28 protein-coding genes are annotated in these 26,971 nt (G+C 64.2%); 15 read left to right on the forward strand and 13 right to left on the reverse strand.

The features are described from left to right. Window positions 1-264: 264 nt before the first annotated feature. Window positions 265-888, reverse strand: coding sequence for a LysE family translocator (locus E3T47_RS09135; protein ID WP_134555774.1), 624 nt, complete (start codon window positions 886-888; stop codon window positions 265-267). Window positions 889-1,009: 121 nt separating this feature from the next. Further along, entirely contained in the window at window positions 1,010-1,786 is a 777-nt protein-coding gene (locus E3T47_RS09140) for a hypothetical protein (protein WP_134555775.1), read from the reverse strand. 528 nt (window positions 1,787-2,314) lie between these two features. Between E3T47_RS09140 and E3T47_RS09145 the strand changes: the two genes are divergently transcribed. From E3T47_RS09145 to E3T47_RS09160, 4 genes are all read left to right on the forward strand, one after another. Continuing rightward, window positions 2,315-3,130 (forward strand): nuclease-related domain-containing protein, encoded by an 816-nt coding sequence (locus E3T47_RS09145; RefSeq protein ID WP_134555776.1) that lies wholly within the window; start codon window positions 2,315-2,317, stop codon window positions 3,128-3,130. 332 nt (window positions 3,131-3,462) lie between these two features. After that, window positions 3,463-3,798, forward strand: a complete 336-nt coding sequence (locus tag E3T47_RS09150) for a hypothetical protein (RefSeq protein ID WP_134555777.1) — start codon at window positions 3,463-3,465, stop codon at window positions 3,796-3,798. A gap of 364 nt (window positions 3,799-4,162) precedes the next feature. Beyond that, window positions 4,163-4,495, forward strand: coding sequence for a hypothetical protein (locus tag E3T47_RS09155; protein ID WP_134555778.1), 333 nt, complete (start codon window positions 4,163-4,165; stop codon window positions 4,493-4,495). Window positions 4,496-4,767: 272 nt separating this feature from the next. Continuing rightward, entirely contained in the window at window positions 4,768-5,178 is a 411-nt protein-coding gene (locus tag E3T47_RS09160) for a DUF2256 and DUF3253 domain-containing protein (protein WP_134555779.1), read from the forward strand. 187 nt (window positions 5,179-5,365) lie between these two features. Here the strand turns inward: E3T47_RS09160 and E3T47_RS09165 are convergent, their stop codons facing one another. Then, the gene (locus E3T47_RS09165; RefSeq protein WP_134555780.1) at window positions 5,366-5,740 is read right to left on the reverse strand and encodes a YccF domain-containing protein; all 375 of its coding nucleotides are present in this window, start codon (window positions 5,738-5,740) and stop codon (window positions 5,366-5,368) included. 26 nt (window positions 5,741-5,766) lie between these two features. After that, complete coding sequence (locus tag E3T47_RS09170; RefSeq protein WP_134555781.1) at window positions 5,767-6,093, reverse strand: cupin domain-containing protein; 327 nt, start codon at window positions 6,091-6,093, stop codon at window positions 5,767-5,769. A gap of 171 nt (window positions 6,094-6,264) precedes the next feature. Between E3T47_RS09170 and E3T47_RS09175 the strand changes: the two genes are divergently transcribed. After that, entirely contained in the window at window positions 6,265-6,813 is a 549-nt protein-coding gene (locus tag E3T47_RS09175; protein WP_134555782.1) for a PadR family transcriptional regulator, read from the forward strand. 55 nt (window positions 6,814-6,868) lie between these two features. Next, window positions 6,869-8,524, forward strand: a complete 1,656-nt coding sequence (locus E3T47_RS09180; protein ID WP_134555783.1) for an ABC1 kinase family protein — start codon at window positions 6,869-6,871, stop codon at window positions 8,522-8,524. 45 nt (window positions 8,525-8,569) lie between these two features. Here the strand turns inward: E3T47_RS09180 and E3T47_RS09185 are convergent, their stop codons facing one another. The 3 genes from E3T47_RS09185 to E3T47_RS09195 all read right to left on the reverse strand — a co-directional run bounded on the left by E3T47_RS09185 (window position 8,570) and on the right by E3T47_RS09195 (window position 11,892). Next, window positions 8,570-9,826: a GmrSD restriction endonuclease domain-containing protein gene (locus tag E3T47_RS09185; RefSeq protein WP_241982114.1), complete on the reverse strand. Its 1,257-nt coding sequence runs from the start codon at window positions 9,824-9,826 to the stop codon at window positions 8,570-8,572. Between the two features lie 456 nt (window positions 9,827-10,282). Beyond that, window positions 10,283-10,828, reverse strand: coding sequence for an HAD domain-containing protein (locus E3T47_RS09190; protein ID WP_134555784.1), 546 nt, complete (start codon window positions 10,826-10,828; stop codon window positions 10,283-10,285). Between the two features lie 473 nt (window positions 10,829-11,301). Next, window positions 11,302-11,892: an excalibur calcium-binding domain-containing protein gene (locus tag E3T47_RS09195; protein ID WP_134555785.1), complete on the reverse strand. Its 591-nt coding sequence runs from the start codon at window positions 11,890-11,892 to the stop codon at window positions 11,302-11,304. 226 nt (window positions 11,893-12,118) lie between these two features. On the opposite strand from E3T47_RS09195, the gene E3T47_RS09200 reads away from it, so the two are divergent. Both E3T47_RS09200 and E3T47_RS16565 read left to right on the forward strand, forming a co-directional pair. Further along, window positions 12,119-13,204, forward strand: a complete 1,086-nt coding sequence (locus E3T47_RS09200; RefSeq protein ID WP_134555786.1) for a DUF222 domain-containing protein — start codon at window positions 12,119-12,121, stop codon at window positions 13,202-13,204. After that, on the forward strand, window positions 13,204-13,698 hold the full coding sequence (locus E3T47_RS16565) for an HNH endonuclease signature motif containing protein (RefSeq protein WP_277871819.1): 495 nt from the start codon (window positions 13,204-13,206) through the stop codon (window positions 13,696-13,698). The genes E3T47_RS09200 and E3T47_RS16565 overlap by 1 nt, the downstream gene beginning before the upstream one ends. A 59-nt stretch (window positions 13,699-13,757) precedes the next feature. Here E3T47_RS16565 and E3T47_RS09210 read toward each other — a convergent pair whose 3' ends face one another. After that, on the reverse strand, window positions 13,758-14,972 hold the full coding sequence (locus E3T47_RS09210) for a M20 metallopeptidase family protein (RefSeq protein ID WP_134555788.1): 1,215 nt from the start codon (window positions 14,970-14,972) through the stop codon (window positions 13,758-13,760). Window positions 14,973-15,385: 413 nt separating this feature from the next. Here E3T47_RS09210 and E3T47_RS16060 point away from each other — a divergent pair, with 413 nt between their 5' ends. The 3 genes from E3T47_RS16060 (at window position 15,386) to E3T47_RS09220 (ending at window position 21,418) form a co-directional block, all read left to right on the forward strand. Continuing rightward, window positions 15,386-16,288 (forward strand): aggregation-promoting factor C-terminal-like domain-containing protein, encoded by a 903-nt coding sequence (locus tag E3T47_RS16060; protein ID WP_174844661.1) that lies wholly within the window; start codon window positions 15,386-15,388, stop codon window positions 16,286-16,288. Between the two features lie 142 nt (window positions 16,289-16,430). Beyond that, complete coding sequence (locus E3T47_RS15900) at window positions 16,431-16,607, forward strand: hypothetical protein (RefSeq protein ID WP_166805678.1); 177 nt, start codon at window positions 16,431-16,433, stop codon at window positions 16,605-16,607. Beyond that, on the forward strand, window positions 16,562-21,418 hold the full coding sequence (locus tag E3T47_RS09220; protein ID WP_134555789.1) for an NAD-glutamate dehydrogenase: 4,857 nt from the start codon (window positions 16,562-16,564) through the stop codon (window positions 21,416-21,418). The genes E3T47_RS15900 and E3T47_RS09220 overlap by 46 nt, the downstream gene beginning before the upstream one ends. Window positions 21,419-21,476: 58 nt before the next feature. On the opposite strand, the gene E3T47_RS09225 is transcribed toward E3T47_RS09220, so the two are convergent. The 4 genes from E3T47_RS09225 to E3T47_RS09240 form a co-directional block, all read right to left on the reverse strand. Continuing rightward, window positions 21,477-21,710 (reverse strand): hypothetical protein, encoded by a 234-nt coding sequence (locus tag E3T47_RS09225; RefSeq protein WP_134555790.1) that lies wholly within the window; start codon window positions 21,708-21,710, stop codon window positions 21,477-21,479. Window positions 21,711-21,985: 275 nt separating this feature from the next. Beyond that, on the reverse strand, window positions 21,986-22,309 hold the full coding sequence (locus E3T47_RS09230; protein WP_134555791.1) for a hypothetical protein: 324 nt from the start codon (window positions 22,307-22,309) through the stop codon (window positions 21,986-21,988). 67 nt (window positions 22,310-22,376) lie between these two features. Further along, window positions 22,377-22,649 carry a glutaredoxin family protein gene (locus E3T47_RS09235; RefSeq protein ID WP_134555792.1) on the reverse strand — a complete coding sequence of 91 codons (273 nt, stop codon included), beginning with the start codon at window positions 22,647-22,649 and terminating at the stop codon, window positions 22,377-22,379. 48 nt (window positions 22,650-22,697) lie between these two features. Next, window positions 22,698-22,994: a hypothetical protein gene (locus E3T47_RS09240; protein WP_134555793.1), complete on the reverse strand. Its 297-nt coding sequence runs from the start codon at window positions 22,992-22,994 to the stop codon at window positions 22,698-22,700. Between the two features lie 62 nt (window positions 22,995-23,056). On the opposite strand from E3T47_RS09240, the gene E3T47_RS09245 reads away from it, so the two are divergent. The 3 genes from E3T47_RS09245 (at window position 23,057) to E3T47_RS09255 (ending at window position 25,704) form a co-directional block, all read left to right on the forward strand. Then, window positions 23,057-23,347, forward strand: coding sequence for a hypothetical protein (locus E3T47_RS09245; protein ID WP_134555794.1), 291 nt, complete (start codon window positions 23,057-23,059; stop codon window positions 23,345-23,347). 489 nt (window positions 23,348-23,836) lie between these two features. Further along, window positions 23,837-24,589, forward strand: a complete 753-nt coding sequence (locus E3T47_RS09250) for an endonuclease/exonuclease/phosphatase family protein (protein ID WP_134555795.1) — start codon at window positions 23,837-23,839, stop codon at window positions 24,587-24,589. Window positions 24,590-24,828: 239 nt separating this feature from the next. Then, window positions 24,829-25,704: a DarT ssDNA thymidine ADP-ribosyltransferase family protein gene (locus E3T47_RS09255; RefSeq protein WP_134555796.1), complete on the forward strand. Its 876-nt coding sequence runs from the start codon at window positions 24,829-24,831 to the stop codon at window positions 25,702-25,704. Between the two features lie 134 nt (window positions 25,705-25,838). Here the strand turns inward: E3T47_RS09255 and E3T47_RS09260 are convergent, their stop codons facing one another. Continuing rightward, window positions 25,839-26,396, reverse strand: coding sequence for an MOSC domain-containing protein (locus tag E3T47_RS09260; protein WP_134555797.1), 558 nt, complete (start codon window positions 26,394-26,396; stop codon window positions 25,839-25,841). Window positions 26,397-26,533: 137 nt separating this feature from the next. Here E3T47_RS09260 and E3T47_RS09265 point away from each other — a divergent pair, with 137 nt between their 5' ends. After that, a complete protein-coding gene (locus tag E3T47_RS09265; RefSeq protein WP_134555798.1) occupies window positions 26,534-26,821 on the forward strand; it encodes a helix-turn-helix domain-containing protein in 288 nt (95 codons plus the stop codon). The last annotated feature ends 150 nt before the right edge of the window (window positions 26,822-26,971 follow it).

The following is a 26,971-nucleotide window of genomic DNA, read 5'->3' on the forward strand; positions in this document are numbered from 1 at the left end:
CATTTTCAAATGCAAGCCGGGGTGCCCCAGGCCGCCGACATCTAACGTGACGTAATAGTGGTGCTCTCCCCGGCGTCCTCGACCTCGGAGCCCGATCGAGCGCATCAGTCCTATCGCAGTCGCGGTGATACCCCCATCGCGACGCTTCCGGGCTTTTTCCTTGGCGCGCGCGCCGTCGTCGAGAGGCTCACGCTGGTGACGAGATATACGCGCAGGTATCGCACCACGTTTCCCGATCTCCGGCTCGTGTCGCCGTGAGCCGACTCAGTGCACAAGCGCCAGCAGTAGCGCGACGCCGACGAACAGCATCCCGAAAGTGCGGTTGAGAATCAGCTGCCCGCGAGCCGTATTCGTGAAGCGCTGAAATGATCTCGCCGCCACCGCGAAGAACAGCCACATGACGACCACGTCGATCAGCACCACGGTGACTGTCATCACCACGTATTGGGGGAGCAGAGGCTGCTCGGGCCGAATGAACTGCGGCATGAACGCGAGAAAAAACACGAGCGCCTTGGGGTTCAGCAGGTTCACCCAGAGGCCGCGACGAAACATCGACCAGGCGGGTTCCCGAGCGCGCGGCGCAGCCATGTCCCGCGACGGGGCGGGCTTTTGCACAATTAAACGGATGCCCAGATAGACCAAATAGGCGGCCCCGGCATAACGAATGACGTTGAACAGAATCGGCGACCCTGCGACCAACACCCCGACGCCGAGCGCCACCACGATAATGTGCACGATGAGCGCCGCCTGCTGCCCGAGGATTCCCCAGATCGAGCGACGAAACCCGCTCGTGAGCGAATTGTTCATGGTGTTGATCGCGCCCGCGCCTGGGGTGAAGCTGATCAGCACGCCGGCTCCCGCGAGGGTCAGCCACAGGGAAAGTTGCACACGTCAGCGTAGCGCGGGTGGCATTGTGCCGATGGCACGACAGACTCCGGCATAGTCCGGCTTAAGCCCGCGCAAGTCGCGCAGCGACGCCCAGCGAAGCCACCTCCTTCGGTGGTGCTCCCTACTCGCGGCCGAACAGGTTGCCAAGCGCCGAGAGACCGGGGATCTCAAAGTTCGACCCCAGATCGGAGACCTGCTCGCCTAGTCCGGTCACGTACTCGCCCGCGCCGTCGGTGACGCCTTGGGTGGCTCCCTCGAGACCGCCGGCGAGGTTCTCAAAATCGACGCCGAATCCGGCCGCCTGTTCCAGGAGGGGCCCGGCCACATTGCTGAGCACTGCGCCACCGGCGACGGCGGCAAGAAGCCCGCCGGCACCGAGCCCGATTGCGGCGACTCCCGCTCCGGCAAGGGCGCCGGCGGCTCCTCGGCCGGACGGTCGGGCAAACAGTTTCTTCAGCAGGCCGGGGTTCTGTGCTTCACCGCGGGTGGCCGACCGGGCCAGGTCCTCGGGGCTGGTCGATGCCGGGTATTCGTTGGTGGGCAGCTCTGTGCGCAGCTGGGCGTCGACCTCGTTGCGTTGCGCCGGCGTGAGCCCCGCGAACGCATCACGGTGTACCTGCTCGAGTTGCTGGGGCTGCGCGGTCTGCAGCAGATAGTCGTAGCGGGCGATGGCCGCCCGGTCTTCTGCGCTCACAGCCGGCGACGAATTCGAATAAGAAATGGGAGCGGCATTTCGCTGCACGTTGTTCGCCGGGGGCCTGCTGTCTCCGGTGACCTTGTCGGCTGCGGTGCGCACCATCTCGCGCCAATCCGTTTTGCCTGACTTGCCGGAAGACGGCTGTCCCTTTTGCTCGAGGGCCTTCGATGCCATACGCAGAATACGCTGGAGGTTGCTCATTGGGGACCTTTCGGGTTGGCTGGTGGTTCTATTGTGCCAAGTCGCGCCTGAGCAAAACCTCCCAGCCACCCCGCCATCCGGCGACGAGCGCCCCCGGTGCAGAGCGGGGCAGCCAGAGTGACAGGTGCACGTGGCAGCGTAATGCGGGTGCGCGTCGACGCATCATTACAGCGGATGCATCGGCTGTGTAACCAGAACTGGCCGCGGCGTCGCGCTCGACGTACCCTGTCAGCCGACAACCGCAGTAATTCGGGTACGTTCACCCCATGAGCCGACGCATGAAAGAAACCGACTATATCGCGCCGAGCAGTTGCAGCATCGATGCGATCGGCACATCAAGCCGATTAACGACTACATCGACGAGATCAGCACGCCCGACCTCCGGGTTCCCTACGTCGCACCCATCCACGGCGGCATAAACGCTCGTACGGAACGGCCAGTGAGCGGTGTACTCGCCGCGTAGAAGTTACTCAAAGCCCGAGCGACCAGTGGTTCCCGCTAAATTGGCACTAAACCATCGGGGGACGCATGACAACACAGGCACCGGGTATGAGCGACCGGATCGCGGCCCAATCGGTCATCGAAGAGTTGTTCCGCCAGCAGCAGGACGTGCCACCACGCTCTGGCTTCGCCCGATTTTGGGGATACTCTCCGCTGGCAGCGGAGAGCGTCGCCTGGTACCGCGGCGCCCAGGGCGAGATCGAGGTCGGCAGAATTCTCAACCGCCTTCCGTCCGAGTGGCGAGTCTTCCACGCCCTGCCGATCGGCAAAGCCGGCGCTGACATCGATCACCTCGTGCTCGGCCCGGGCGGCATCTTCACCATCAACACCAAGCACCACCGCGGCAAAAAGATCTGGGTCGCCGAGCGGACGATTATGGTCAGTGGACAGAAACAGCCCTACCTTCGCAACTCCCAATTCGAAGCCATCCGCGTCACCAAAATGCTTCAAAAACGGATGCCGCAGCTCCCGGCAGCGCAGGCAGTAATCGCGTTGGTCGGCCCTACGCAGGTCACGATCAAGAAGAGACCCGACACCGTCACTGTTCTGGATGCGGTCAGTTTGCGCCGGTGGCTTCTTAAACAGCCAGCCTCTCTCGTCGAAGCCGATCTGGTCGAGCTTGCAGCGATAGTTGACGCGCCAGCGACCTGGGCTGCACTCACATCGCTACCGAATCTGAGTTTGATGGCGAAATTCGCTGTGATCGACCGCGATGTAAAAACAGCGCGCGTGCGGAGAGTCTCGTGGACCCTGGTCAGTTTCGCGACAGTTGCGACACTCGGGGTGTTCGTGGGCCTGCCTGTCTATAACAAGTTTGTCTTGGGAATCATCGGCGCTCTTTGAAGCCGCTGCGGCTGCTTTCTCCAGCAGTCGCTCGGGGTCGGGCGAGTCCCGATACGTGGCACGCAGCGTGTCCACTGCCATCCGCAGGATCTCTGTGTGGTCGTAGACCAGATCGTGGATCTCTGACACCGGTGTTAAATCGGCACGCGAAACGGATGCCGGCACCACCACCACGAGATGCGCCACTGCGATTGCTGAAACTCATCCATAGCTGGCGCGCCCGTGGTTCGCGTGCCCGGAATTCGCGAAGGAGCAGACGGCATTCGCTTTTCTGGGTCGCATCAGCGTGCGACTACCCGAAATTAGCGGACCTGCCGAACACCAGGTCTACCTTGCCCTGCTCGACCGCTGCCTGCTCGACCGGCAACTTTGACGGCATTCTCACCACGGATGAACGGGCCGAACTCGTCGACGTCGCCAACCTGCTCGACATTGCAGCGGATTCTCTGGATTCTGCGCTCGACCAGCCGGAACAGGCCATCGTCGTCGCATCGACCCGTCACTACATATCGCGACTATGCCCTCAACTCGTCCTGGTTCCGCTGAGAATCGTAAAATGCGACTCCCGGTCGCGAGCGCGGCCGGGAGTCGATACCTCAATGGGCGGCCAGGCGGGTCAAGCGTTCTACTTTTCACCCGTCACGGCGGCAGAGACGACGAGGGCATGATCGGTACGTACACCTGTCCTGGTCCCGTGGCTTACCTCAAGGATGAGGGCAAAAAACCGATCGCGAGCACCAGGGACCTCCAGCGAGAAATGCCCGCCGACGACTACATGAGCGCCAGTACCGTGCTGCGATGAGCGGCCTGTGGGCCTGCCGGCGGCGACAACGCCGGGGCGCTCTGATTCGCCAGAACCTCCCTAAATCAGCCCTGTCCGAGGGCCGCGGGCCGGCTACGTGTTAACTAAAGTGCGGAGTGCGGGTTGAAGCCCGACTCGCGCACTCAGGACGATTAGTGGAATGCACGGCCATTCAGCCGTGGGCCTCGCAACCGGATCGAACTCGTCGAGCTAGGGAGAGGACAGCCAGCATGCCGTCGACTTGGCAGCCATCCGCCTGGGGCAAGGCCCTCACCAGCTCCGGCGACTGGACACTCGTACTTCACGGCGACTCCGTCACGGTCACCCTGGGTGGCGTCGATATTGTGACCGCGGTTGCGGATGTTGAGGCTGTCGTCGTCACCCGCGGCCTGTTCTGGAGTCATATCCGGATCGAGGTGGGGGAGTGGGTGAGTCGGCTCTACGGCATCCGCTCGAAGGACGCTGCCGCTTTTGAACGAGCCTTCGCAGCGTCCCTCAAGGCGCTCAAACTGAGGCAGCGCACCGCGGGGTTCGATGCGGCGGCCCACCGAGCGACGCTTTAGCTAGCCGGGTTCACTGTCGCGCTCGCGGAACGCTTGCAGACCACGGTGTGAATCACCGCCGAATTCAGCACCGAATGGTCGGACCGCAAAGCTGCCATCGGGCGGATTAGACGATGGCCGTGAGATCGACCACGATGCCGTGTCCGTTTACCGAGACCACGATGCGGCGATCGGTCGCGCCGGTTGCCAGCAAATAGCTGCACAGAGCGAAGAGGAGCATTTATGCGGAAATCTGTGTCAACTACCTCCGGTCTCGCGGCAAGATAGAAGGCATGGCGCACCGTCAACCAAAGCCCTCCGATGCTGACCCCGCAGCTGCCCGGGCGGATAAGACGTGCGCCTCGTGTGGGCGGCGCATCGAGTGGCGCGCGAAGTGGGCCAAGAATTGGGATTCGGTGAAGTTTTGCTCGGCAGCGTGCCGGTCACACGGCGTCAACGCGACAGACCTGCAGCTCGAAGCGGCCATCGTCACACTGCTCCAGGCTCGGGCGCACGATTCCACGATCTGCCCCTCTGACGCGGCGCGAGCCATTGGCGGCGAGGAATGGAGCGACTTGATGGAGCCGGCCCGCCGAGCCGCACGTCGCATGGTCGCCCGCGGCGAATTGCAGATCACGCAGGGCGGAGTCGTGGTTGATCCGTCGACCGCGAAGGGTGCGATCCGGTTGCGCACTCCGCGGTAAGTGGTCGCCTTACGCTCGTGCTCCTCGACTGCGTCGACTAGCACTGAATCGAATCGACACGAAAGCACCTGAACATGACCGGAACATACATCCCTATCTGATCGTCTGGGATCGGTGCGGCCGGATTTCTGCCGAAGTCGGCGGTATCCGCTCCTGTGGAACGCAAGGGACGTGCGACGTGCGAGCTCTAGGGCGTGTCGACGATCTGCTTGCCGAGCGGCATGAGCGCGACCGGAATCAGCTTGAAGTTGGCGATGCCGAACGGGATGCCGATGATGGTGATGCAAAGCGCGATGCCCGAAAGCAGGTGCTCGAGGGCGATCCACCAGCCGGCCAGAATCACCCAGACGACGTTGCCGAGGAGCGACGCGACACCCGCGTTCGGTGTCTCAACCACGGTCTTGCCGAACGGCCAGAGCGCGTAGACGCCGATCCGGGCCGCCGCGATTCCCCAGGGGATGGTAACGATGAGTATGCACATGATGAGCGCGGCCACCATGTAGCCGATGAACAGCCACAAGCCCGAGAGCACGAGCCAGATGATGTTGAGGAGAGTCTTCATGGTGGCCCAATTCTCGCAGGTGGCGACTAGCCGATCAGGGTGAGCATCAGCCGCGACTCCTCGAGCGCCTCGACCTCGTGCTCGAGGCCGGCATCGAGCCGCAGCAGGGCGCCGGGCACGAGGTCGGTGACCTGTCCGCCGGCGGTAACGCGCAGGAATCCGTCGAGAGCTTGCATGAGCAAAATCTTGGGCGCTGAGTGCTTCTTGAGCACGAAGCCGGCCTCGAAGGTGAGCACGACGACGCGCACCCCGGGGGAAGCGAGAACCGTGCTGTGACCGAGCCGTCCGGGTTCAACCGCGGCGTCAGCCCGAACGTTCGCGATGTGGGTGAGGGGCAGCGTTGAATTCTCCATGATTCAACGCTAGACCCGTGGCCACCTATCTCTCGATCGATGGTGATTGCTAAAATGAGTGTTGTCTGGGAGCCAGCCCTGAGCAGCCATTTGAGTGTGTCGCTCGAAGGCATCGCTGGGTATCGTTGACCTATCGCTGTATATCGTTCGCACTACTTACAGGAGGCAATCATGGGCAATTCATTTCCAACAAGCGGGTTCAACGCTGGCAACATCGACGGCATCTGGCAGGCGATGGAGCAGTTCCGTTCGCGATTCGAAAAGCAGACCGGTACCCGCGCCGGCCGTGGTGAGGTGCGCACGGCGGTGCTGGCGCTGCTCGCTGAGCAGTCGATGCACGGCTACCAGATCATTCACGAAATCGAAGAGCGCAGCGGCGGCAGCTGGAAGCCTAGCGCCGGATCGGTCTACCCGACCCTGCAGCTGCTGGCCGACGAGGGCCTGATCAGCGCCGAAGAGTCCAATGGGCGCAAGATCTACTCCCTGACCGATGAGGGTCGCGCCGCTGTCGCTGACGCTGACATGAGCGCGCCGTGGGAAACTACTGCGTCGACTCCTGGTCACGGGCATGGCCATGCGGCATTGCCGAAAGCGGGGATCGAGCTTGCCCAGGCAGCGGCACAGGTTGGTCGCACCGGCTCGCCGGAGCAGATCAAGCAGGCCGTCATGGTGCTCGACGACGCACGTCGCAAGCTCTACTCGATCCTCGCTCAGGACTGACGGGGTGCCGCTGGCTCGTCGAGGTAGCTACGATTCGAATTCGGGCGCGGGAAACATGCGCGCCCGCTACCGCCGCATTCTGCGTTTTGCCAGCTGGTATCTGGCCATAACGTGGTGGTTCGAGTTGTTCCTGCCTCGCATCGGGCTGCTGAAAATTGCGGAGCGCACACGGTCTAAGCGGATGCAACGCTTCGCCAAGGGTTTTCACATACTCGCGTCCGACCTTGGTGGCCTCATGATCAAGGTCGGGCAGTTCATGTCTTCGCGCCTCGACGTGCTGCCGCCCGAGATCACCAGAGAACTCGAGGGACTGCAAGACGAGGTCGCCCCCGTGGCCTTTGCTGCTATTCGTGCAGCAGCCGAAGCGGAGCTGGGCATGCCGCTCGAGCGAGCCTTCATGTCGGTCGACGAGACGCCGGTGGCGGCGGCATCGCTCGGTCAGGCGCACCGCGCCCGACTGACCGCGCTTGATGCGGCCGACACGGGGCTCGACGGGGTCATAATCAAGGTGCAGCGCCCGGGAATCGACGCGATCATCGATGTCGACCTCGCTGCCCTGCGCAAGGTGGGTGGGTGGCTCAGCCATGTGAAACTCGTCTCCAACCGGGTCGACATGCCCGCGCTCGTCGAGGAATTCGCCCAGACCAGCCTCGAAGAGATCGACTACTTGCACGAAGGTGCCAGCTCTGAACGCTTCGCGGCCGCGTTTCCCGATGACGACCGGGTGAGCGTACCCGTCGTTGTCTGGGAGCGCACCACCCGCAAGGTGCTCACCCTCGAAGACGTGACGGCGATCAAAATCACCGACGTTGAGTCTCTGCTCAAGGCGGGCATCGATCCGGCGGAGGTGGCCCCACTCTTCGCGGAGGTCATGTTCGACCAGATGTTCACCAAGGGTTTCTTTCACGCTGATCCACACCCCGGGAACATCTTTGTCACCCCGGTCGCTGATATCGAACGCGGGTGGAAGCTGACGTTCATCGACTTCGGAATGATGGGCGAGGTCCATACCAGCACGCGCACCGGACTGCGCAAGATGCTGATCGCTGCTGCCTCGCGTGACGGGCGCGGCCTCGTCAGCGCCATGAACGACGTAGGTGTGCTGCTGCCTTCGGCGGAGACGACGGAGCTCGAACGGGCGATGACGACCCTGTTCGCCCGCTTCGGCGGCATGGGTTTCGCCGAGCTGCGAGAGGTCGACCCGCGGGAGTTCCGCGACTTCGCGGTGCAGTTCGGCGATGTCGTGCGGTCGCTGCCCTTTCAGTTACCCGAGAACTTTCTGCTGATCATTCGAGCGATGTCGCTCACCTCTGGGGTGGCCAGTTCGCTCAATCCCGCGTTCAACCTCTGGGACTCCGTCGAGCCCTACGCGGCGCAGCTGCTGCGGGACGAAAGCGGCAACCTCCTGCAGGACATCGCCAAACAGGCGAGGGAGACTGTCGGTCTCGCGGTTCGCCTGCCGAAGCGGCTGGATGAGTTCATCACCCGAGTCGAAGACGGCTTGGTGGGCGTCGCCAGCCCGGGTCTGGAGAAGCGGGTCGCCCGCCTCGAACGCACCACCCGGCAGGCGATCTCGGCGCTGCTCTTCGGTGCCCTGCTGATCGCCGGCGTTCTTGTGCGAGCGGATGATGCGGTGCTGGGCACCATACTGATCGTCGCGTCGGTCGCCCCCCTCGTGCACGCCCTATTCGCGGGTCGCCGCGGGTTCTGAGCCGGCGGACGAGCGGGCCAGCCAGCCGCCGTGCCCTACGGTCGGTTAGCTTTCGCAGCCCACTCCGTCGCCGTCCCGATCAAGGTGCCGGCCGTAGCCAGCATCGCCAGAATGCACCGGAGCTGCACCCGCTGCTCGTGCCGCAGTGCAGTTTTCGTAGGCAATTGCCGGAGCCGGCTCGACCGGGGCAGCCGGTGCCTGCTCGACCACGACGGGAGCCGGCGCGACGGCCACCGGAGCGGGTGCCACGACCACGGGCTCAGGCGCAAAGGCGGATGCCGTAGCCGGCTCATCGGGGCAGGCCGTCAGAATTCGGGTCATCGCGTCGTGCTCCGGCTGCGTCACCCACAACCCGTAAGTTGCCTTCACCGAAATCTGACGCGCAACGTAAGCGCACCGGTACGACTTCATCGGTGGCAACCAGGTGGCCGTGTCGCCGTCACCCTTGCTGGCGTTCGTGCGACCGTCCACGGCCAGCAGGTTGAGCGGGTCGTTGGCCAACGACACCCGCTGGGCCTGGCTGAGCTGCTGGGCGCCGGTCTGCCACGCATTCGACAGAGCCACCACGTGGTCAATTTGCACGAGCGACGATGTCGAGTTGCCACGCACAAAACTGATTGTTTTTCCCGTATACGGCCCAACCAACGTGCCGGTCAGAACCCGACAGCTGCCTGATTTCACAGTGCCGGTGAGGTCGCGCGCCAGGATATCGTTACGTGTGTCGCATCCGTTCTGGTCGACGTCGAGCCAGGCGGTGCCGAAGCCGCCGCTGCGATCGTATCCGGTTTTGGGTGCGCGGCCCTTCACCGGCAGGGTTGCGAGCAGCGCGATGGCCGTCATATCCGTCGCCGCGGTATCCGCAAGGACAATGCTCGCGGCTTGCGATGCCGGTGTGGTGGTGGCCGGATCGGCCGGCGCTTCTTCGGTGAATGGCAGCGGAGTCGGTGTCGGGCTCGGCGTCGAACTCGGCGTCGGTGCGGCAGTGGCAGTCGGAAGCGAAGTCGTGCTCGCCAGATTGGTGTCGACGGATGCCGGTGCCAGCGACGATGCGAAAATGCCAACAGTCAACGCCCCGGCCAGCGCGAAGGCAGCAACTTTTCGGGTCGGGATGACCGCCCAGGATTGACGACCGGTGGCTAAAACGTAGATGGCGGTAAGGGCGCCGATCGCGCTGACCATTGTGAAGAGGCCAAAAAAACCGCCGGTGGATGCGGCTGCGAGCAGCAGTACTTGGGACACGCCGAGCATGATCCAGGTGAGCGTTGAGAATTTGGGCCCGCGAAGGCGGGGTGGTGTGGACATGATGCTCCTTCGGCCGCGTAGCCATGACAACTCGAACTTATCGTGGCTGAGGAACACCCATGCGCCGATGCGCGTCGCCTCCTACAGCACGGCCTCACAGTGAAATGTCGCTTTCTTGCGCCATTCGGGGTGGAATTGCGGGTGAAGGAGGCGCCGGCGCCATGACCCTCACCGCCCCGCCCACACCCACCGCGCCAACACTCCCAGCCCGAAACGACTATGGCGCACCAAACCGAAGCGTGCCCACGTGTGACGAGAGCGCCCTGGCGGGCGGCGAGAGGTCAGTCCAACCGAACACCAGTGCCGTCGAACGGATGCTCGCAACCTTCGACGCCTGCTCCCACGTCGCCGGGAGGGTCTCGGTGTGCATGCGGTCCCCACTCCGTGCCATCTACTGCGGCGAAACCGTCGTGCTTCCTTTGCCCTGCAGTGTATTCGCGCACGTCGGCGAGGAAATCAGACCAACTGCTCCAGCCAGCTGCGCATCAGGGCGATGTCCGCGACGGTGATGCCCACTTCGGAGTGCGGCGGAATGAGCAGGGACGGTGTCTCCTGGGTGGCGTTGAGCACCTTCTCACCGTGAAGCTGCACGTCGGCATCGTCGATCCAGATGAACGGCGCCGGCACGTTCTGATCTTCCTCGATGCGCTGCGACTTCCACAATCCCGTCTCGCCATGAGTCTGACCGGGGTCGATCGGCGGGGTCGTGACGTCGAGCATGCGACCGCCAACCAACCCGTGCAGCTCGGGTACGAGAAGTTGGCGGGTTGCGTCGAGCTCGTTCCACGACGTGAGCCAGACCAGTTCAACTCCGTACTGCATGAGCAGGGAGTCGAGGGCCGTGATCAGCCCGGGAGCCCAATGCACGTCGTGAGTTGACGCCTGGCCGTCGCCATGATCGATGCTGATCGACGCGTTGGCCACGTCGCCCCAGGCTGGGTCGGGTTCGGAACGGGGGCAGAGGCATCCGTTGACGGATAGATAGAGCCGGGGAACGGTCATTTGCTCTGCCCGTCGTGGCGAGATTCGGGGCCGGCAATGGCGTTCTGCGCTTGGTGGTGCATTTTGCACATAGTGGTATCGCTCTTCTGCGTGAGATTTTGAATTGTATTTTCCCCAAATTTTGCTTCTGGTTTAGCTAAGCACGTGGCGTTAAACTGCGTCCCCCCACGAACTGGGTGAACTTTTGGTGCCGTGTCGCGGCGGCGATTACTGGCTTGTGTGCATGCCCGCGACGCGGGTCATGAGGTGCTGGGCACCATACTGATCCTCGCGTCGGTCGCCCCCCTGCTGCACGCGCTGTTCGCGGGCTGTCGCGGATTCTGAGCGCGTGGGTACTTGCCCGACGCAGCGATGAGAAAGCCCGACCAACCAGCGCGGTGGCATCCGTTTGGGGTGGACTACAGCGGGCCATCTTTGAGCGCGGAATCCGCTACTGAGCCATCGGACCGACTAGTCGTGTCTCGCAGTTTCGGCTAGCTCTCGCAGCCGACTCCGTCGCCGTCCCGGTCACGGTGCCGTCTGTAGCCAGCGTCGCCAGCAGTGCGATGGCCGTGGTGTCGGTCGCCGCGGTATCGGCGAGAACGATGCTCGCGGCTTCCGCTGCCGTCGCAGTGGTAGCCGGGTCGGCCGGCGCTTCCTCGGTGATTGCCAAGGGAGTTGACGTCGGGCTCGGCGTCGCTGAAGGTATGGCCGTCGCAGTCGGTTGCGAACTCGTGCTCGCCAGATCTGTCTCCACGAATGCCGGTACCAGCGACGACCCCACGATGCCGACAATGATTGCCCCGACCAGTGCTACGGCAGCAACTTTTCGTGTTGGGATGACCGCCCAGGATCGACGGCCGGTGACCAAGACGTAGATGGCGGTGAGGGCGCCTATCGCGCTGGCCGTCATGAACAGGGCAGAGAAACCGCCGGTCGACGCGGCCACGAGCAACAGCACGAGTGACACGCCGAGCATGATCCAGGTGAGCGTGGAGAATTGGGGACCGCGAAGGCGGGGCGGTGCAGACAAGGGACTCCTTCGGCCGCATAACCACGACCAGCGGAACGTATCGTTGCGTCATGGTGCGCGCACTCCCACCTTCGGGGGCCTGCACCTGTTCCCGGCCCGAAGCCCCGGTGGCTGCTCACACAAGCGGGCAAATGGTTGCTTCGCAGGTGTTGAATCGGTCGTTTGCCCGCCCTCGAAGGTCGTAGACAACTCTTATAAAATCTCACAGAACTTATGAGATTCTCTCGCTTTCAATAGCGATCTGAGGTAAAATTGTGGGTGAAGGAGGCACCGTCGCCATGACCCTCACCGCCCCGCCCGCATCCGACTCTCTGCCGGAGCCATCGTTCTCCCGGGTCGACGTCCTCGGTCAGGCCGGTGTGTTATTAGCGTCCGTTGTTGACGGGGTGCGGTTTGGTCAGCTCGACGACACCGAGGCCGTCGCGGTGATGGCGGCCCTGGAAGCGCTGGGCCGCAAGGTCGATGGGGCCAGACTTCGAGCCACCACCGACATCGGTGCCCGCGCCGAAACCGACCTGGGCACCGGCTCGCTCGCCTACAGGAACGGATGCCGCAACCGCGTCGACTTCATCAGCCAACTCGCCGGCATCTCCACCCGCGAAGCCAAACGGCGTCTGAAGCTCGGCGAGACCGCGGTGGAACGCACGCCGCTTGGCTTGCCGGTACCCGCCCGGTATCCGGTCATTGCCGACGGCCTGATCAGTGGCGACCTTGGGCTGGAGTCGGCGGAGATCATCGCCAGCACACTCACCGCCCTGCACGGCCGGGTCGGGCGAGACGACCTCGACCGGGTCGAACGCGCGCTCGTCGCGTCGGCGACCGGCGCGATCACCGCGGAGACAGCCGGGCTGCCCGGCGCGGGGATCCGTTTTGCGCCGGACCTGCTGCGGGCCCAAGCCTTGGAGTGGCAAGGGCGCCTCGACCCCGACGGCACCGCCCCCAATGACGACGCCGTCGAAGCGACAAGCACCCTGACGTTCGGGCTGCTCCGCAACGGGCTCTACCCGCTTCGCGCCGACGTCACCCCCGAGCTCCGCGGCATCATGGACACCCTGTTCGACACGTACCTGTCGGCGCGGTCGACGACCCCCAGGTTTGTGCCGACCGAACTGCTCGACGGCACGGCTGATGCTGACACGCAGGCCCGCATCGACGCCGGCGAGAGCATCCCTGCCAGCGAGGGGCTCGGCACGGAGCCGTTCAGCCCCGACCCGTTCAGCCCCGACCCGTTCAGCGGCGATGACAGATTTGACGGTGACCGCCGCACCGGTGGGGAGAAACGCGCCGACATCCTCCGCACCATCTTCGAATCCGCCGCCCGCGACCCACACACCCCGACCATGGGCGTCGACGCCCTACCGTGATGGTGCACATCAACGCCGTCGACCTCGAACAGGGCCGCGGCGTCGGCTGGATCGACGGCGTCGACGCCCCCCTCAGCTTCCGCCGCGTGGTTGAACTCATCTGCGCCGGCGGGTACCAACAGGTACTGCTCGGCCAGAACGGCAACGTCCTCAACCTCGGCGACAAACTTCGCTGCTTCACCCCCAGGCAACGCGCCGCGATTGCCGCCCGCGATGAGGGCTGTGTCATCCCCGGCTGCACCATCCCGGCCCGCTGGTGCGAAGTGCACCACGTCACACCCTGGCAGCAGAACGGACCGACCAACATTGGTAACGGCACCCTTTTATGCTGGTACCACCACCACACCATCGACACCGCCGGATGGAAAATCCGCATGGTCCGAGGAAGACCCCAGATACAAGGGCCACTGCTCTGGGACCCGACCCAAACCTGGCGACCAGCCCGCACCCACCGCGCCAACTCCCCCAGTCCCGAACCACCCTGGCGCACCTGACAGGTGTGCAGCAGCGCGAGGAGCGGTTCGTGACCGGACAGCATTGCGGCGGTTTTGAGTCAGACGGCCAACTCGACCATCCGGGACAACGCCAGCTGGGTGTACAACGCTGCGCCGTCTGCCAGTACGTCGTCATCGAAGGTCGCCGCGGGGGAGTGGTTGAAAGCGGCGGTGGCGGCATCCGCTTGTCGCGGCAGCGCCGAGAGAAACACGAAAGTTCCCGGCACCTCTGCCAGCACCCGTGAAAAGTCTTCGGAGCCGCTGAGCGGGTTGATCATGCGGGTGAATCGCTGGCCGCCGAAGAGCTCGCCCACGACCCGTTCGGCCCGGCCGGTTTCGCCTTCATCCGTGATGGTCAGCGGGTACTCGGTGACGTAGTCCACGGTCACTTCGAGGCCATGCGCCGCGGCGATTCCCTCGAGCAGTCGGGGCACGACGCGTTTCAGCTTGGCCTGCGATTGCGCGGTGTAGGACCGCACTGTCGCTTCGAGCCGCGCCGACTCGGGAATGATATTGCGCTTGGTACCGGCCTGCAACACCCCGACCGAGAGCACTACAGGGTCGAACATGTCGAACTGGCGGGTGACCATCACCTGTAACGCCGTGACCATCTCGGCGATCACCGTCACCGGATCCTGCGCCTGGTGCGGGGCAGAACCGTGCCCGCCCGCTCCGTGCACCGTCACTGTGAGGCTATCGCTGGCCGACATCAGGATGCCCGTGCGACTCATGAACTGCCCGTTGGGAGCGCCGGCCGACACCACGTGCAAGCCGTAGGCGGCGTCGGCGCGACGGCCAGCGGCGTCGAGCACGCCCTCGCGAATCATCACCCCCGCTCCGTCGAAGCCTTCTTCGCCCGGCTGGAACATGAGCACCACGTCTCCGACGAGCCGGTCGCGGTGGTGGGCGAGCAGGGTCGCCGCACCCGCGAGCATGGTTGTGTGCAGGTCGTGACCGCAGGCGTGCATGGCGCCGTCGATGCGCGAGCTGAAGTCAAGCCCGGTGTGCTCCTGAATCGGCAGCGCGTCCATATCGCCGCGCAGCAACACCACGGGCCGCACAGCGGATGCCTCGCCGCCCGTTCCGCGCAGGACCGCCGTCACCGAGGTGGCGTCGGTGCCGAGGGTGATTTCGTAGGGAAGCCCGCTCAGGGCCTCGAGTACCTTCTCCTGGGTGCGCGGCAGGTGCAGCCCGAGCTCCGGTTCCTGGTGCAGGCGGCGGCGCAGATCGGTGAGGTCGCCAGCGAGTTCCTGAGCGTCTGAGAGTACGGTCACGGCTTCTCCTTTGAGTACAACAGTGTGAATGCGACAGTGGATCCAGTCTGGGTCGCTCAGGCAGAGTCCACGAAAACGCACCCTGAGGCGCTTCCTGGTTTTTCCGCGCAAAATTCGTTGAGTTTTTTTTAGCCGAGACGACGCCCTCTCACCGATTGTTTTTTTCAGATAATTCGGCTCTGATCAGCTGTAGCGTTCCATTGACGGGGTCTACCAGCACCGGGGTAGTCGCACAGTATGTCATGTCAGAGCGCGCGCGACCGAATGTCAGGGCTTTCAAAGAAAATAGTGAGGTTTCATTCAAATAGTCCGGCCATGCTGGCGGCCTTGCCCGTGCCACCCCGAAGTGCACGGGCTCACCAACCCAGCGAACGGGCGTACCTAGCGTCCATCATTCGCGCCAGATGAAGGACATGCGCCCAAAACACACTGAAACGCCCCGTGCCCACCTCACCCGCCGAAACCTTGAAAACACCAGCAAACCCCGCACCCGCCGGCACGAGATTGCCGCTGCGACCGCGGCTGTGCTCGTCATCGCCGGCCTCGTCGCCGGTAGTGGATTCGCTGCCCAGTCCGCCGATGCCAGGCAGGACAGCATCGCCGCTACGGCGGCACGCGCTGAAAGCACGGGCCTGCAGAGCGACCAACTCGCCTTTTACGCGGCCCGCGGTGAGACGCTCACGCGTGACAGCGCATCCGCTGCCCTGACCGCGGCCAACGTGGTCATCGCAGCCAGCCACAGCAAAGTGGATGCAACGGCCCTCACCTCGGTAGCCAGCTCGCTTGCCAGCTACGGCATTCTGCCGATCGACCAGCTCAAGGAACTCACAGCCGAGACGAAGACCCAGACCGCCGCCGTTGCTGCGGCCACTGCCGAAGTTGACCGCGCCGCTGCCGCTGCTGCTGCGGCTGCCGCTGCTGCTGCGGCCGAAGTTGCTGCTGCTGAGGCCGCTGCGAAGGCCGCTGCTGAATCCGCTCGAATGCAATCCCTCGCCGGAGGCAACAGCGTCGACGGCGCGCGCGGCACGGCACGCTCGATGGCCGCGTCACAGTACGGCTGGGGTGAAGACCAGTTCAGCTGCCTTGACCGGCTCTGGCAAAAGGAATCCGGGTGGAACTACGCGGCCATGAACTCGAGCAGTGGCGCCACCGGAATTCCCCAGGCCCTCCCCGGCAGCAAGATGGCATCGGCGGGCACCGACTGGGCCACCAACGCCACCACCCAGATCAGCTGGGGCCTCGGCTACATCAAGGCCTCCTCCTACGGAACACCGTGCGCAGCCTGGTCGCATTCGCAGGCCGTTGGCTGGTACTGATTTCGAGAGTTGTCGGCGGTTTATGCCCCGGTCATGAGCGAATCGACGATGGGCAGGCTGTTTCGGTGCTGGCCGCCGCAGGTTCTGCGGCGGCCAGCCCGGGTGCAGGGCCCGGCGGTACGATGAGCGTGCAAGGGATTCCGTGGTTGAGATCATCGAGATCATTGAGTTCGACGAGGCACACCGACGTGCCCGTCGCGGGAACCCGAACACCTGGTTCGTCGTGCTGAACCGCATCCGCACGACGGTGAATTTGATGGAGGCGTTTTTTCGATGTCATCTGATTACACCCGAGCGGTTCTGTCCCCGTCGGGTCTAGTCCCATTAGGCCCAACGCTCGAAACGTTCCTAGTTGATTACTATGAGCATCTAACAGACGAGGATGCGGCGAACTACACCCCGGAGCTGCTCGAAGCCCGGGCGAGAGAGCACTGGCAGGTCGCGCAGCGCCGGGTGCCGAAGACGGCGACCATCGAGGTTCGCAACGAATCCGGTCGCGGCGTCGTGTATATCGTCACCGACGACATGCCGTTTCTCGTGGACTCGGTCACGGCCGAACTGGTACGTCAGCACTCGGCCATCCACCTCGTGGTGCACCCTTTGCTCATCGTGGCCCGCAGCAAAGACACCAACGATCTCGTCGACATCAACCGCATCCCGGCCAGCGCCGGCGTCTCGAGCGGTGACACCTCGGCGATGCCCAATATCGCGCACCTCATCGCCACCGGTGATGACGCTTCGCACCTCGAGTCCTGGATCGCGATCGAGATCGACACTGCGACCGATGAGGAACAGGAAAGCCTCGTAGCCGGGCTGACTGCGGTACTGGGCGACGTGCGTGCCGCCGTTGCCGACTGGCCACTCATGCGCACCAAGGCCATGCAGATCGCCAACGCCCTCGACACCATTGCCGGCGCCGAGCTGATCAAAGACCTTCGCCAGACGCAACAGCTGCTGCATTGGCTTGACGAGGGCAACTTCACCTTTCTCGGCTACCGCGAGTACAACCTCGAGACTCTCGACGGCGAAGACGTGCTCACCCTCATTGACGGTAGCGGACTCGGGCTGCTGCGTTCCGCCGATGATCGCCACCAAATTCAACACCTGACGGATGCCGGCCGGCAGAAGGCGCGTGAGCGCACGGCCCTGGTGATCACCAAGGCCAACTCCCGATCCACCGTGCACCGCCCCGCCTACTTCGACTACATCGGCATCAAGAGCTTCGACGCCGCCGGCGAGGTCAACGGTGAACAGCGCTTCATTGGCCTTTTCGCCGCAAGCGCGTACACCAGCTCGGTCACGGTCGTGCCGGTGCTGCGCGAAAAGGTCGAGGCCGTCATGACCGAGGTCGGTTTTCCGCCTGAGTCGCACAGCGGCAAAGACCTGCTCGGCATCATGGAGACCTACCCGCGTGACGAATTGTTCCAGATTGAGGTACCCGACCTGGTCACCGCGTCGCTCGCTATCCAGCGACTGCAGGAACGTCGCCGAACCCGCCTGTTCCTCCGGCCCGATATCTACGGCCGGTTCATGTCGGCGCTCGTCTACCTGCCGCGTGACCGCTACAACACGGCCGTGCGGCTGCGCATCGAGAAGGAACTGCAGGAGACGTTCAGTTCGGAATCGCTCGACTTCGAAGCCCGCATGACCGAATCCGCGCTGGCGCGATTGTTTTATCGCATCCGCTTGCCGAAGGACGTCCCAGCCGACTCCGTCGATGCTGCCGAGTTGGAACACCGCCTCGCCATGGCCGTGCGATCCTGGCCGGAGGGCATCAGCGACGAACTGCGAAAAACCCACTCGGTCGAAGAAGCCGAACGCTTGTCCGACGTGTGGGCTGAGGCTTTTCCCGACAGCTACCGGGTCGACTATGAAATCACCGACGCCCTCGAAGACATCGGCCGGTTCGAGGCCTGCGCCGCCCAGGTTGGGGCATCCGCTGACGCACACACCCGCCCCGGGCTGCACGTGTACCGGCCTCATAGCGCCGGCGACCCCGGCGAAGACGCTCGCATCAAGCTCTACATGACCGAACCGAAGAGCCTCAGCCAGATTCTGCCGTTTCTGCAGAACCTCGGGATCGAGGTGCTCGATGAGGTTCCGTTCGAAATTCAAACCAGGGATGGTCGCCGCTTCTACCTCTACGACCTCGGCCTGCACTACCCGGCCGGCGTCGACCCGGTCGCGACCGGCACGCTGCTGGCCGACTCCTTCGGCGCCGCCATCAGCGGAGCCATCGAATCTGACAGCCTCGACCGCCTGGTGCTGCAAGACGGCATGCCCTGGCACCGCGTGGTCATTTTGCGCAGTTACGCCAAGTACCTGCGCCAGATCGGAAACACCAACTCCTACGGCTTCGTGGCGAACGCCCTGCTGGCCAACCCGGCCGTCACGAGCGGCCTCGTTGCCCTGTTCGAGGCGCGGTTCGACCCCGACCTCGTCGATGACGAGCGGATGCTCCGCCTCACCGACGTGCGCGAACAGCTGCGGGTCGGGATGGAGCAGGTGGCCACCCTCGACGCCGACCGCGTGCTTCGCACGCTCATCACCCTGATCGAGGCATCGCTGCGCACGAACTTCTTTCAGTACAAGCCGTACCTGAGCATCAAACTCGACCCGTCACAGATCGGGCAGATGCCGTCGCCCAAGCCCATGTACGAGATCTGGGTGTACTCGCCGCGGGTGGAGGGCGTGCACCTGCGTTTCGGCAAGGTGGCTCGCGGCGGGCTGCGCTGGTCGGACCGCCGCGAAGATTTTCGCACCGAGGTGCTCGGGCTGGTCAAGGCGCAGACGGTCAAGAACGCCGTGATCGTGCCAACAGGCGCCAAGGGCGGGTTCTTCGCCAAGAAGCTTCCCGACCCCGGCATCGACCGCGCGGCCTGGATGGCGGAGGGTATCGACAGCTACAAGACTTTCATTCGCGGGCTGCTCGATCTGACCGACAACCTGGTCGCCGAGGCCGATGGCGAACACGTCGTGGCACCGCACCGCGTGGTGCGCCACGACGATGACGACAGCTACCTCGTCGTCGCGGCAGACAAGGGCACGGCGTCGTTCTCGGACATCGCCAACGGTCTGGCCGCGGAGTATAATTTCTGGCTCGGCGACGCTTTCGCCTCCGGAGGATCGGTCGGCTACGACCACAAGGAAATGGGCATCACCGCTAAGGGAGCTTGGGAGTCGGTCAAACGCCACTTCAGTGAACTCGGGGTCGACACCCAGACCGAAGAGTTCACCGTGGTCGGCGTCGGCGACATGTCGGGCGACGTTTTCGGCAACGGCATGCTGCTCTCGAAGCACACCAAGCTGGTTGCGGCCTTCGATCACCGGCATATTTTTCTCGACCCCAACCCCGACCCGGCACGCTCATTCGACGAACGTGCTCGGTTGTTCGAACTTCCTCGTTCCTCGTGGGCCGATTACTCAACCGACCTGATCAGCACCGGCGGCGGCGTCTTTCCTCGCCAGGCCAAGACCGTTCCGATCTCGGCGGAGGTGCAGGTCGTGCTCGGATTGCCGGCGGGCACCACCGAATTGAGCCCGCCCGAACTGCTGCGAGCCATTCTGCTGGCACCCACCGACCTGCTCTACAACGGCGGTATCGGTACCTACGTCAAGGCGAGCAGCGAGACCGCGGCGCAGGTCGGCGACAAGGCCAACGACACCATTCGCGTCGACGGTAAGGACCTGCGGGTCAAGGTCGTGGGGGAGGGTGGCAACCTCGGCTTCACCCAGCTCGGCCGCATCGAAGCCGCGCTCGCCGGCGTCATTCTCAACACCGATGCGATCGACAACTCGGCTGGCGTGGACTGCTCCGACCACGAAGTCAACATCAAAATCTTCGTGGACCGCATGGTCGCCGCCGGCAAGCTCGACCCTGCCGAGCGGGCCGAGTTCCTCGCCGAGATGACCGACGAGGTGGGGCGTCTGGTTCTGGTCGACAACGTCGACCAGAACATTCTGCTGCTCAACGACCGGGTGCTCGTGAACAACTGGAGCCCCAGCTACGAGCGCCTCATGAACTGGCTGGAGAAGTCGGGCGACCTGCAACGCGAGCTTGAGGCGCTGCCGACGACGGCCATCCTGCGCGAGCGTCTCGACCGTGGCCAGGGCCTGACCAGCCCCGAGCTGAGCGTGCTCGCCGCTTATGCCAAGATCGAGCTGGCTACCGCACTGCGCGACAGCGATCTGGCCGATGATCCGTGGTTCGGCAGCACCCTGCGCCGGTACTTCCCGAGTCACCTGGCGGAGCGTTTCGATGCCGAGCTGGATACGCATCCGCTTCGACGGGAGATCATCGCGACGGTCGTCGCGAACGACATGATCAACCTCGGCGGCATCACCTTCGCTTTTCGCACGATGGAAGAGACCTCGGCGAATCAGGCGACGATTGCAAGGGCCTTCGTGGCGCTGCGTGAGGTCTTCGAGCTGGACACGATGGTCGACGAGCTCAACGCGCTGCCGTCGTCCTTCCCGACCAAGAAATGGACGGCGATCCACCTCGACGTTCGCCGGCTGCTCGACCGGGCGGTGCGCTGGCAGGTCAACCACGGCGGCAACATGCCGGTCGGCGCGGTGATCGCCAAATACAAGCCGCAGGTCGCGCTGATGCGCGAGCACCTCGGTGACTACCTGCAGGGCACCGACCTGGCGCGCCTCGAAACACAGGAATCGAAGGCCCGGGAATGGGGCCTGCCCGACGATCTTGGTCGCCGCTGGTCGGAACTGTTCGAGGCCTACGCGCTGCTCGACGTGGCCAAGGTTGCTGCGCGAGCCAACGTGCAGGTCACCGAGGTAGCCGCCATCTACTACATGGTATACAACCGCTTCGGTGTCGATAACCTGCTCGAGCGCATCACCAAGCTGCCGCGCAAGGACCGCTGGCAGGCCCTCGCCCGAGCCGCCCTGCGCGACGACCTGTACTCGACCGTGGCCGATATGGCTCGGTCCGTACTCGACGAAACGGAGGTCGGTCCCGCCGACGAGCGCCTTCTCGCCTGGGAGGCCCTCAACGCCGAACAGCTCGGCCGGGCGCGCAGCGTGTTCGAAGAGGTCAACTCGCTCGCGCAAGACGACATGGCGTCGCTTTCGGTGGCCGTGCGCCTGCTGCGTTCCATCGTGCGCCGCTAACGGTCTAGGCACCCTGGAGCGACCGATCACGGGTGCTCCAGGGTCCTTGCCACAGCGCTTAGACGTCCCAATCCCGTGCTGGCAGGTTGTCGAGCCAATCGCCCAGCACGTTAGCCGTGCTGTCCGTGCTGGCGCGCGCGGGCACGGGCGGCGACGGCGCGCGCGGCGGGGACAGCTGATCGACATCGACGACCGCCGTGGCGATGACGGCGATCGGTGGAAGAGCTATGCCCGAGGCAGCGGATGCCCCGCCTGAAAAATCGGTTATTGGATTCAAAAATGTGTGGAACATCCGGAACACCTCACTCTATGCGGTCAAAACCGCCACCAGGGTCCGGGGTAGCTCTCTAACGCTACGCGCGCAGGTGAGTAAACATCAACAGTCCTGCGTGAACAACACGAAAACTTTCCCGCGTCGAACGGCCGTCTTGCCCGCGAAAGGAAAGCGAATATATCGTTTCGGGTGTAGCGAGAAGTATCCCGGATGCGGGGTCTTCTGCATGAAGGAACTTCGCGCGGCCGGGATCGTCTCCGGCCTCGGGGCAGAAAGCTCAAACCGACGGACAGCTAGGGCAGCGAGGCGATCGCGGAGGCGATGGCCAGCCACAATGGCATCGCACCGGCCATGAGGGCGAGGCCGACCCACTGCAACCGGATGTAGGCCGCGTCGGCGCCGCCGCGCTTACGGGTGCGCACGATGTCGACCACGGAATTGACCATCCCCACGAACATCAGTGGAGACACGGTCAACAGGGCAATGATATTGAGCGCATCATTACGCACTTCGAGGCAGACGGCGACGCCGAGCGCCCCGTACAGCACGAAGAGCGCCACGCTGACCCACAGCGAAACAGGCACGTGCCGCGTCGACGGCGTGACAGTTGCGTGCATGATGCGACCCCCCGTTGGTATCTGCGATTTCTGACAGTAGCACGGGGGGCAGTTCAGCGAGGCCAGGTCAGCTGATGCGGCCGAGCTGGGTGAGTTTTGTGCGTACTTCGGCGTCGCTCGGTTCGACCAGGTGGGTGTCATCTGGAAACACGATGACGGGAATGTTCATACGGCCACTGATAGCACGGGCGCGGTCGGCGCCGTCCTCGACGAGCAGCAGGTCGACGTAGTGGTAGTCCACCTCGAGGCGGTCGAGCAGCGACTTGGACCGGCGGCAATCGCTGCACCACTCCGCCCCATACATCGTGATGCGCGGCGCGGGGGCAGTCGTTTCAGTCATGCCCGCGATCCTAAGCGGCGCGCCTGTGCGCTGCGGGCGGGCTCCACTTTAGTCGTGCAGGTGATCGACCTGCCAGCCAGTGGACTGCTCGAGCAGATCCAGAATATTCTGAGCGGATGCCCGCGCCTCGGCCTGGCTGCGCGCGTGCACCACGTCGATGGTCAACGGCAGGCTCTCGCCGAACTTGGGAATCTCCACTTCGACCCGGCCGCCCTCAGGCAGGGCAATGAAAGCGTTTGCGCCGGTCTGCTGCTCGATTTTCGTGCTCAGGGCGGTGGCGATGGCCCACAGGGCATCGGGCTTGGTGCGCTGAACCTGGGCGACAATCGTGGCGGTGAAGGTCATGGCTCTCCGAACGTGAAGGGATGAGGACCTGATTAGTAAAGCAGTCCCCGTACCCTGAAGCCATGCCTTCTTATCGCGTCACCATGAGTATCGAAGCCCTGCACCCGGGAACCGCGCCCGCCTCGGTCGTGCCGAGGGCCGCCGCCAAGGCCGCCGAATTCACCACCGTTGAGGCCTCGGACCTCACGATCGTCGCCGGGGCAGCCCGGGTCATCGTGCGTTTCACAGCGGATGACGCGGGGTCGGCCCTGCAGATCGGCGCCGATGTGGTGGCCGACTTGCGGGTCGTCGCCGAGCTGCGGGCGTCGCTCGTGACCGAGCGGGTCAAGGGCACCTGGGTGCCGGTGTTCTGACGTGACGCACAAGGGCACGGGCGACACCGAGTCACCCGTGCCCTCATCATGCAGCGCCACGCTCACCTCCGGGCAAGGCCATGGCGGGCGTGGTCGCCGATGCTGCACATTGGGCTTCTCCCGTTGATCGGGCTCGCGAGTAGATGACGTCCCCAAGTCCCCCTTTGACGTGCCCCGGGCGTAATCCGCACATTCGTTTGTGCGCCCCTACCAAAATGGTTCCAACGAATAGGATCTGTCCGGCCCCAGACTAGGGGTACTCCGCCCGCTTGAAGTGCGGTTATACGACCGGGTCCATCGAACTCAGATGGCAGGCATCGTTCCGCATCTGCAACACGCGGTTCTCGCGCTCCCAACCGAGCGTCGACACCGTGGCAAGGCGAGGCTGGATGCTACCTGCGCATGTTCCAACTGGCCCCCGATGTTCAATTTCGACCCGCGTGACAGTCGTAGGCTGGACGCCTAGCCATCAAGTCTGAGACGGGTGCCATGAGGGTCATTAGTTACAACCTCCGCAAGAATCGTGCCAGCGGCGAACTCGTCGCGCTGAGCGAGCGTTACAGTCCCAACATTCTCTGCTTGCAGGAATGCAACACGATTGATCTGCCGGCCGAAGTGGGCAACCTGCACCTGGCCGATGCCACCCGGCGCAACAGGCTCGGCCTCGCCATCTACTACAACCGGGACCACTACACGGCGGTCAAGACGCAGGCCTTTGCGCTCAAGAAGTCGTTGCACGATCACCTCGCGGCTCCAGCGCATGAGCGCCTGATCGCCACCCGCCTGATCGACAACGACGCCCATCGGGAGTTCGTCGTCGCTTCCTTTCACGCCGCGCCGCTGACCGCCCTCAATTCCCTGCGCCGCAATCAAATCCGCACAGCCCACGAGGAGTTGAGCCTGCTCGGCCCGGGCCTGCCAACCCTCATGGTCGGCGACTACAACTACCCGATCTTTCAGGGCAAGCTCGGCAACAAGGTGAACCAGTCCGGATACGACCTCACGCTCAGCGACACACGCACCTACACCCGCTACAAATTCTTTCGCGGGCACTTCGACCTCGCGACCTCGATGGGGCTGGCAATCACCAATGTCGAGACCCTTCCGCAGGGCACGTCCGATCACATGCCCATTCTCGTGACGGCCACCTACCCCGACGAACAGACGATGCAAACGGATGCCGCCCACCACCTCGCCGGGTCCGCATCGGTCTCGGTCGAGGGCGCCGACTTCACCATCTAGCCGCGGAGTTCCTCGCCAGACTGATTGTTCACGTGGAGTTGTCGAAAAGCTGAGAACGGTCACCGCCACCACCCAAATGAACGTAACGTTAACAGGCGGTATGCACGTTCGGCTTTTCCGGGTGGCGCGAGCCGCGTAACGAAAGGCTTTCCCTCTTGGACGACGAATGCATCCACGGACTCGAGGGCCAATTGTGCGCCCTGTGCTATCCCAAAGTTGTCACTGAGCCGGCTACGCCGGTGAAGAAGACCCGGGCCCCGAAGCTGTCCTCGCTGCGCGACCCGCTGCCGACCGCTGCCACGTCGGTCGCGCGCACCGCTCGCCCGGTTCGCGTCGCAGGCGCTCCTCGCCCGGTGCGTACTGACATGGCCCCCGCTGACAACGTCGACGAGCAGCGCATTTATCACCTCACCCACATCAGCAACCTTGCGGCTATCCTTCGTGACGGTCGCCTGCTCGCCAACGAAGCCCTCACCGTGCGCCCCGCCGTGGACATCTCGGCCGCGGCCACTCGAAACCAGCGCCGGGAAGCGCGCGTCGCCGGCGACGACCGCAGCGTTGCCGAGTACGTTCCATTTTTTCTCTCCCCGAACGCGACCGTCTGGGAAAGCATTCGCGCCGAGCAAGCAGATCCGCGCCTCGCTCTCGACGCCCACGGCTCCGAGGCATTCGACTTCGTAATGCTGGTGAGCACGGTGAAGAAGATCAACGACGGACTCGCTGCTCTCGCTGCCGCGCCTGAAGCTGCGGCGCCTGAAGCTGCCGCGCCTGAAACGGCGGCGGATGCTGACGCCCCCGCCGATGAGACCCCCCGCGCTGCCGGCACCGTCGCTGTCACCAACGGGGACGCCGCCGGATCGCTCACCCGGTTCGGTGCCACGCCGGCCACCGCCGAACGCATGCTGCAGACCCTGCGTGCCGAGGCCGATGGCGCGATGATCCTCGACGCCGAGTTGCTCGTTCCCGACGCCGTGCCGATGGAACTGATCACGCTCGTCGGTGTCTGCAACGACAACGTGCGCGAGACCGTGCGCGGCATCCTGAAGGCCAGCGCGTTCAAGCCCAAGGTCGCGGTCTACCCACCGTGGTTCCACACCTCCGCTGACCCACAGTAACGAGAACCGCCTCCTTTTTTCTTGACGGGCCCCGGGCCTCGTCCCTGGGTCCAGTTTGGAAACGGGGCCCAGGGTCCTGAGGTGGGCCCATGATCGATCATGGGTCCGGTTTCCTCAGGTGGCGCTGGGCGCGGCTAGACGACGCCGAGCGGCAGCTGCTCGCCGACCGGCAGTTCCACCCGGATGCCGTCGCCCGGGTTCACGACGCCACCGGTCACCACAATGCCCATGATGCCGCCGCGGCGCTGAACGGTACCGGCGGCATCCGTTTTGACGAGCTGCTTCATCAGGCCTTTCTGGTACCCGTTGATGAGTGAGCACGGGCTGCGCATGCCGGTGATCGAGACCACGGCTTCAGCACCGAGGTGCAGCCGGGTGCCAAGCGGCAGGGTCATCAGGTCGATCCCGGCCGTCGTTACGTTCTCGCCGAGTTCTCCCGGCGCCACGATGTAGCCGGTGGGCGCGAGATCATCGAACAGCTCGGCGGCCATGAAATGCACCTGGCAGAGGTTGCGTGCCAAGGGATTACGCTTCTTCTCGTAGAGGTGCTGCACCGTGGCGCCGGCGTGCGAGTCGCCCTCCACGCCGATTCCGGCCAATAGACGGATGCTCCCCACCACCGGCTTACTGAACCGGTGCGCGTCGTCGCGGCTGACGGAAATCACCGTTCCGGCAGGCCTTTCGAATGTCATGCCAACGAGTCTGCCACAGCGCACGCACGTTCGAACGGATACCTACGACACCGACAGTGCAGGCGTCATCGTGTTTGTGTCAAGTGGTTGACGGTGCATGGCGCGCGGCCTACGTTGCATCAGTGGAAAGGTTGCCGATGACCAGTGTCGCTCCTAACAGTCATGACCAGAACGATGAAACCGAGGCGGTGTTCCCGCCGGCCGACGAACCCGCCGCGCACATCGTTCGACCGTACCGGGCTCTCGAACGGGAGCTAGAACGGGCCGTGCGCGACCGGGTGGAGGTCAACCTCCGTGTCACGGCGGCGGTCAACGCGATGCGCGACGGCGGCTGTTCCTGGGCCGACATCGCGCGCATCCTCGGCACCGCCCCGCAGACCGCGCACAAGAAGTACAGCAGGCCGCGCCCGCCGAAAGAAGCCTGAGTGACCGTTACGAACCCCGGAACCCCGGTAGCGGCCCGGGTGCCGAGGGCCGCACGTCGGGTCTGCGGCCCTCGGCTGGGATGATGGCATTGTGGCCCAGTTCAGTCTGCGGTGATATGGTCTCGGCAAATTCTCTCCATTGAAAGGACA

Source organism: Cryobacterium ruanii, assembly GCF_004404055.1.
Lineage (GTDB): Bacteria > Actinomycetota > Actinomycetes > Actinomycetales > Microbacteriaceae > Cryobacterium > Cryobacterium ruanii.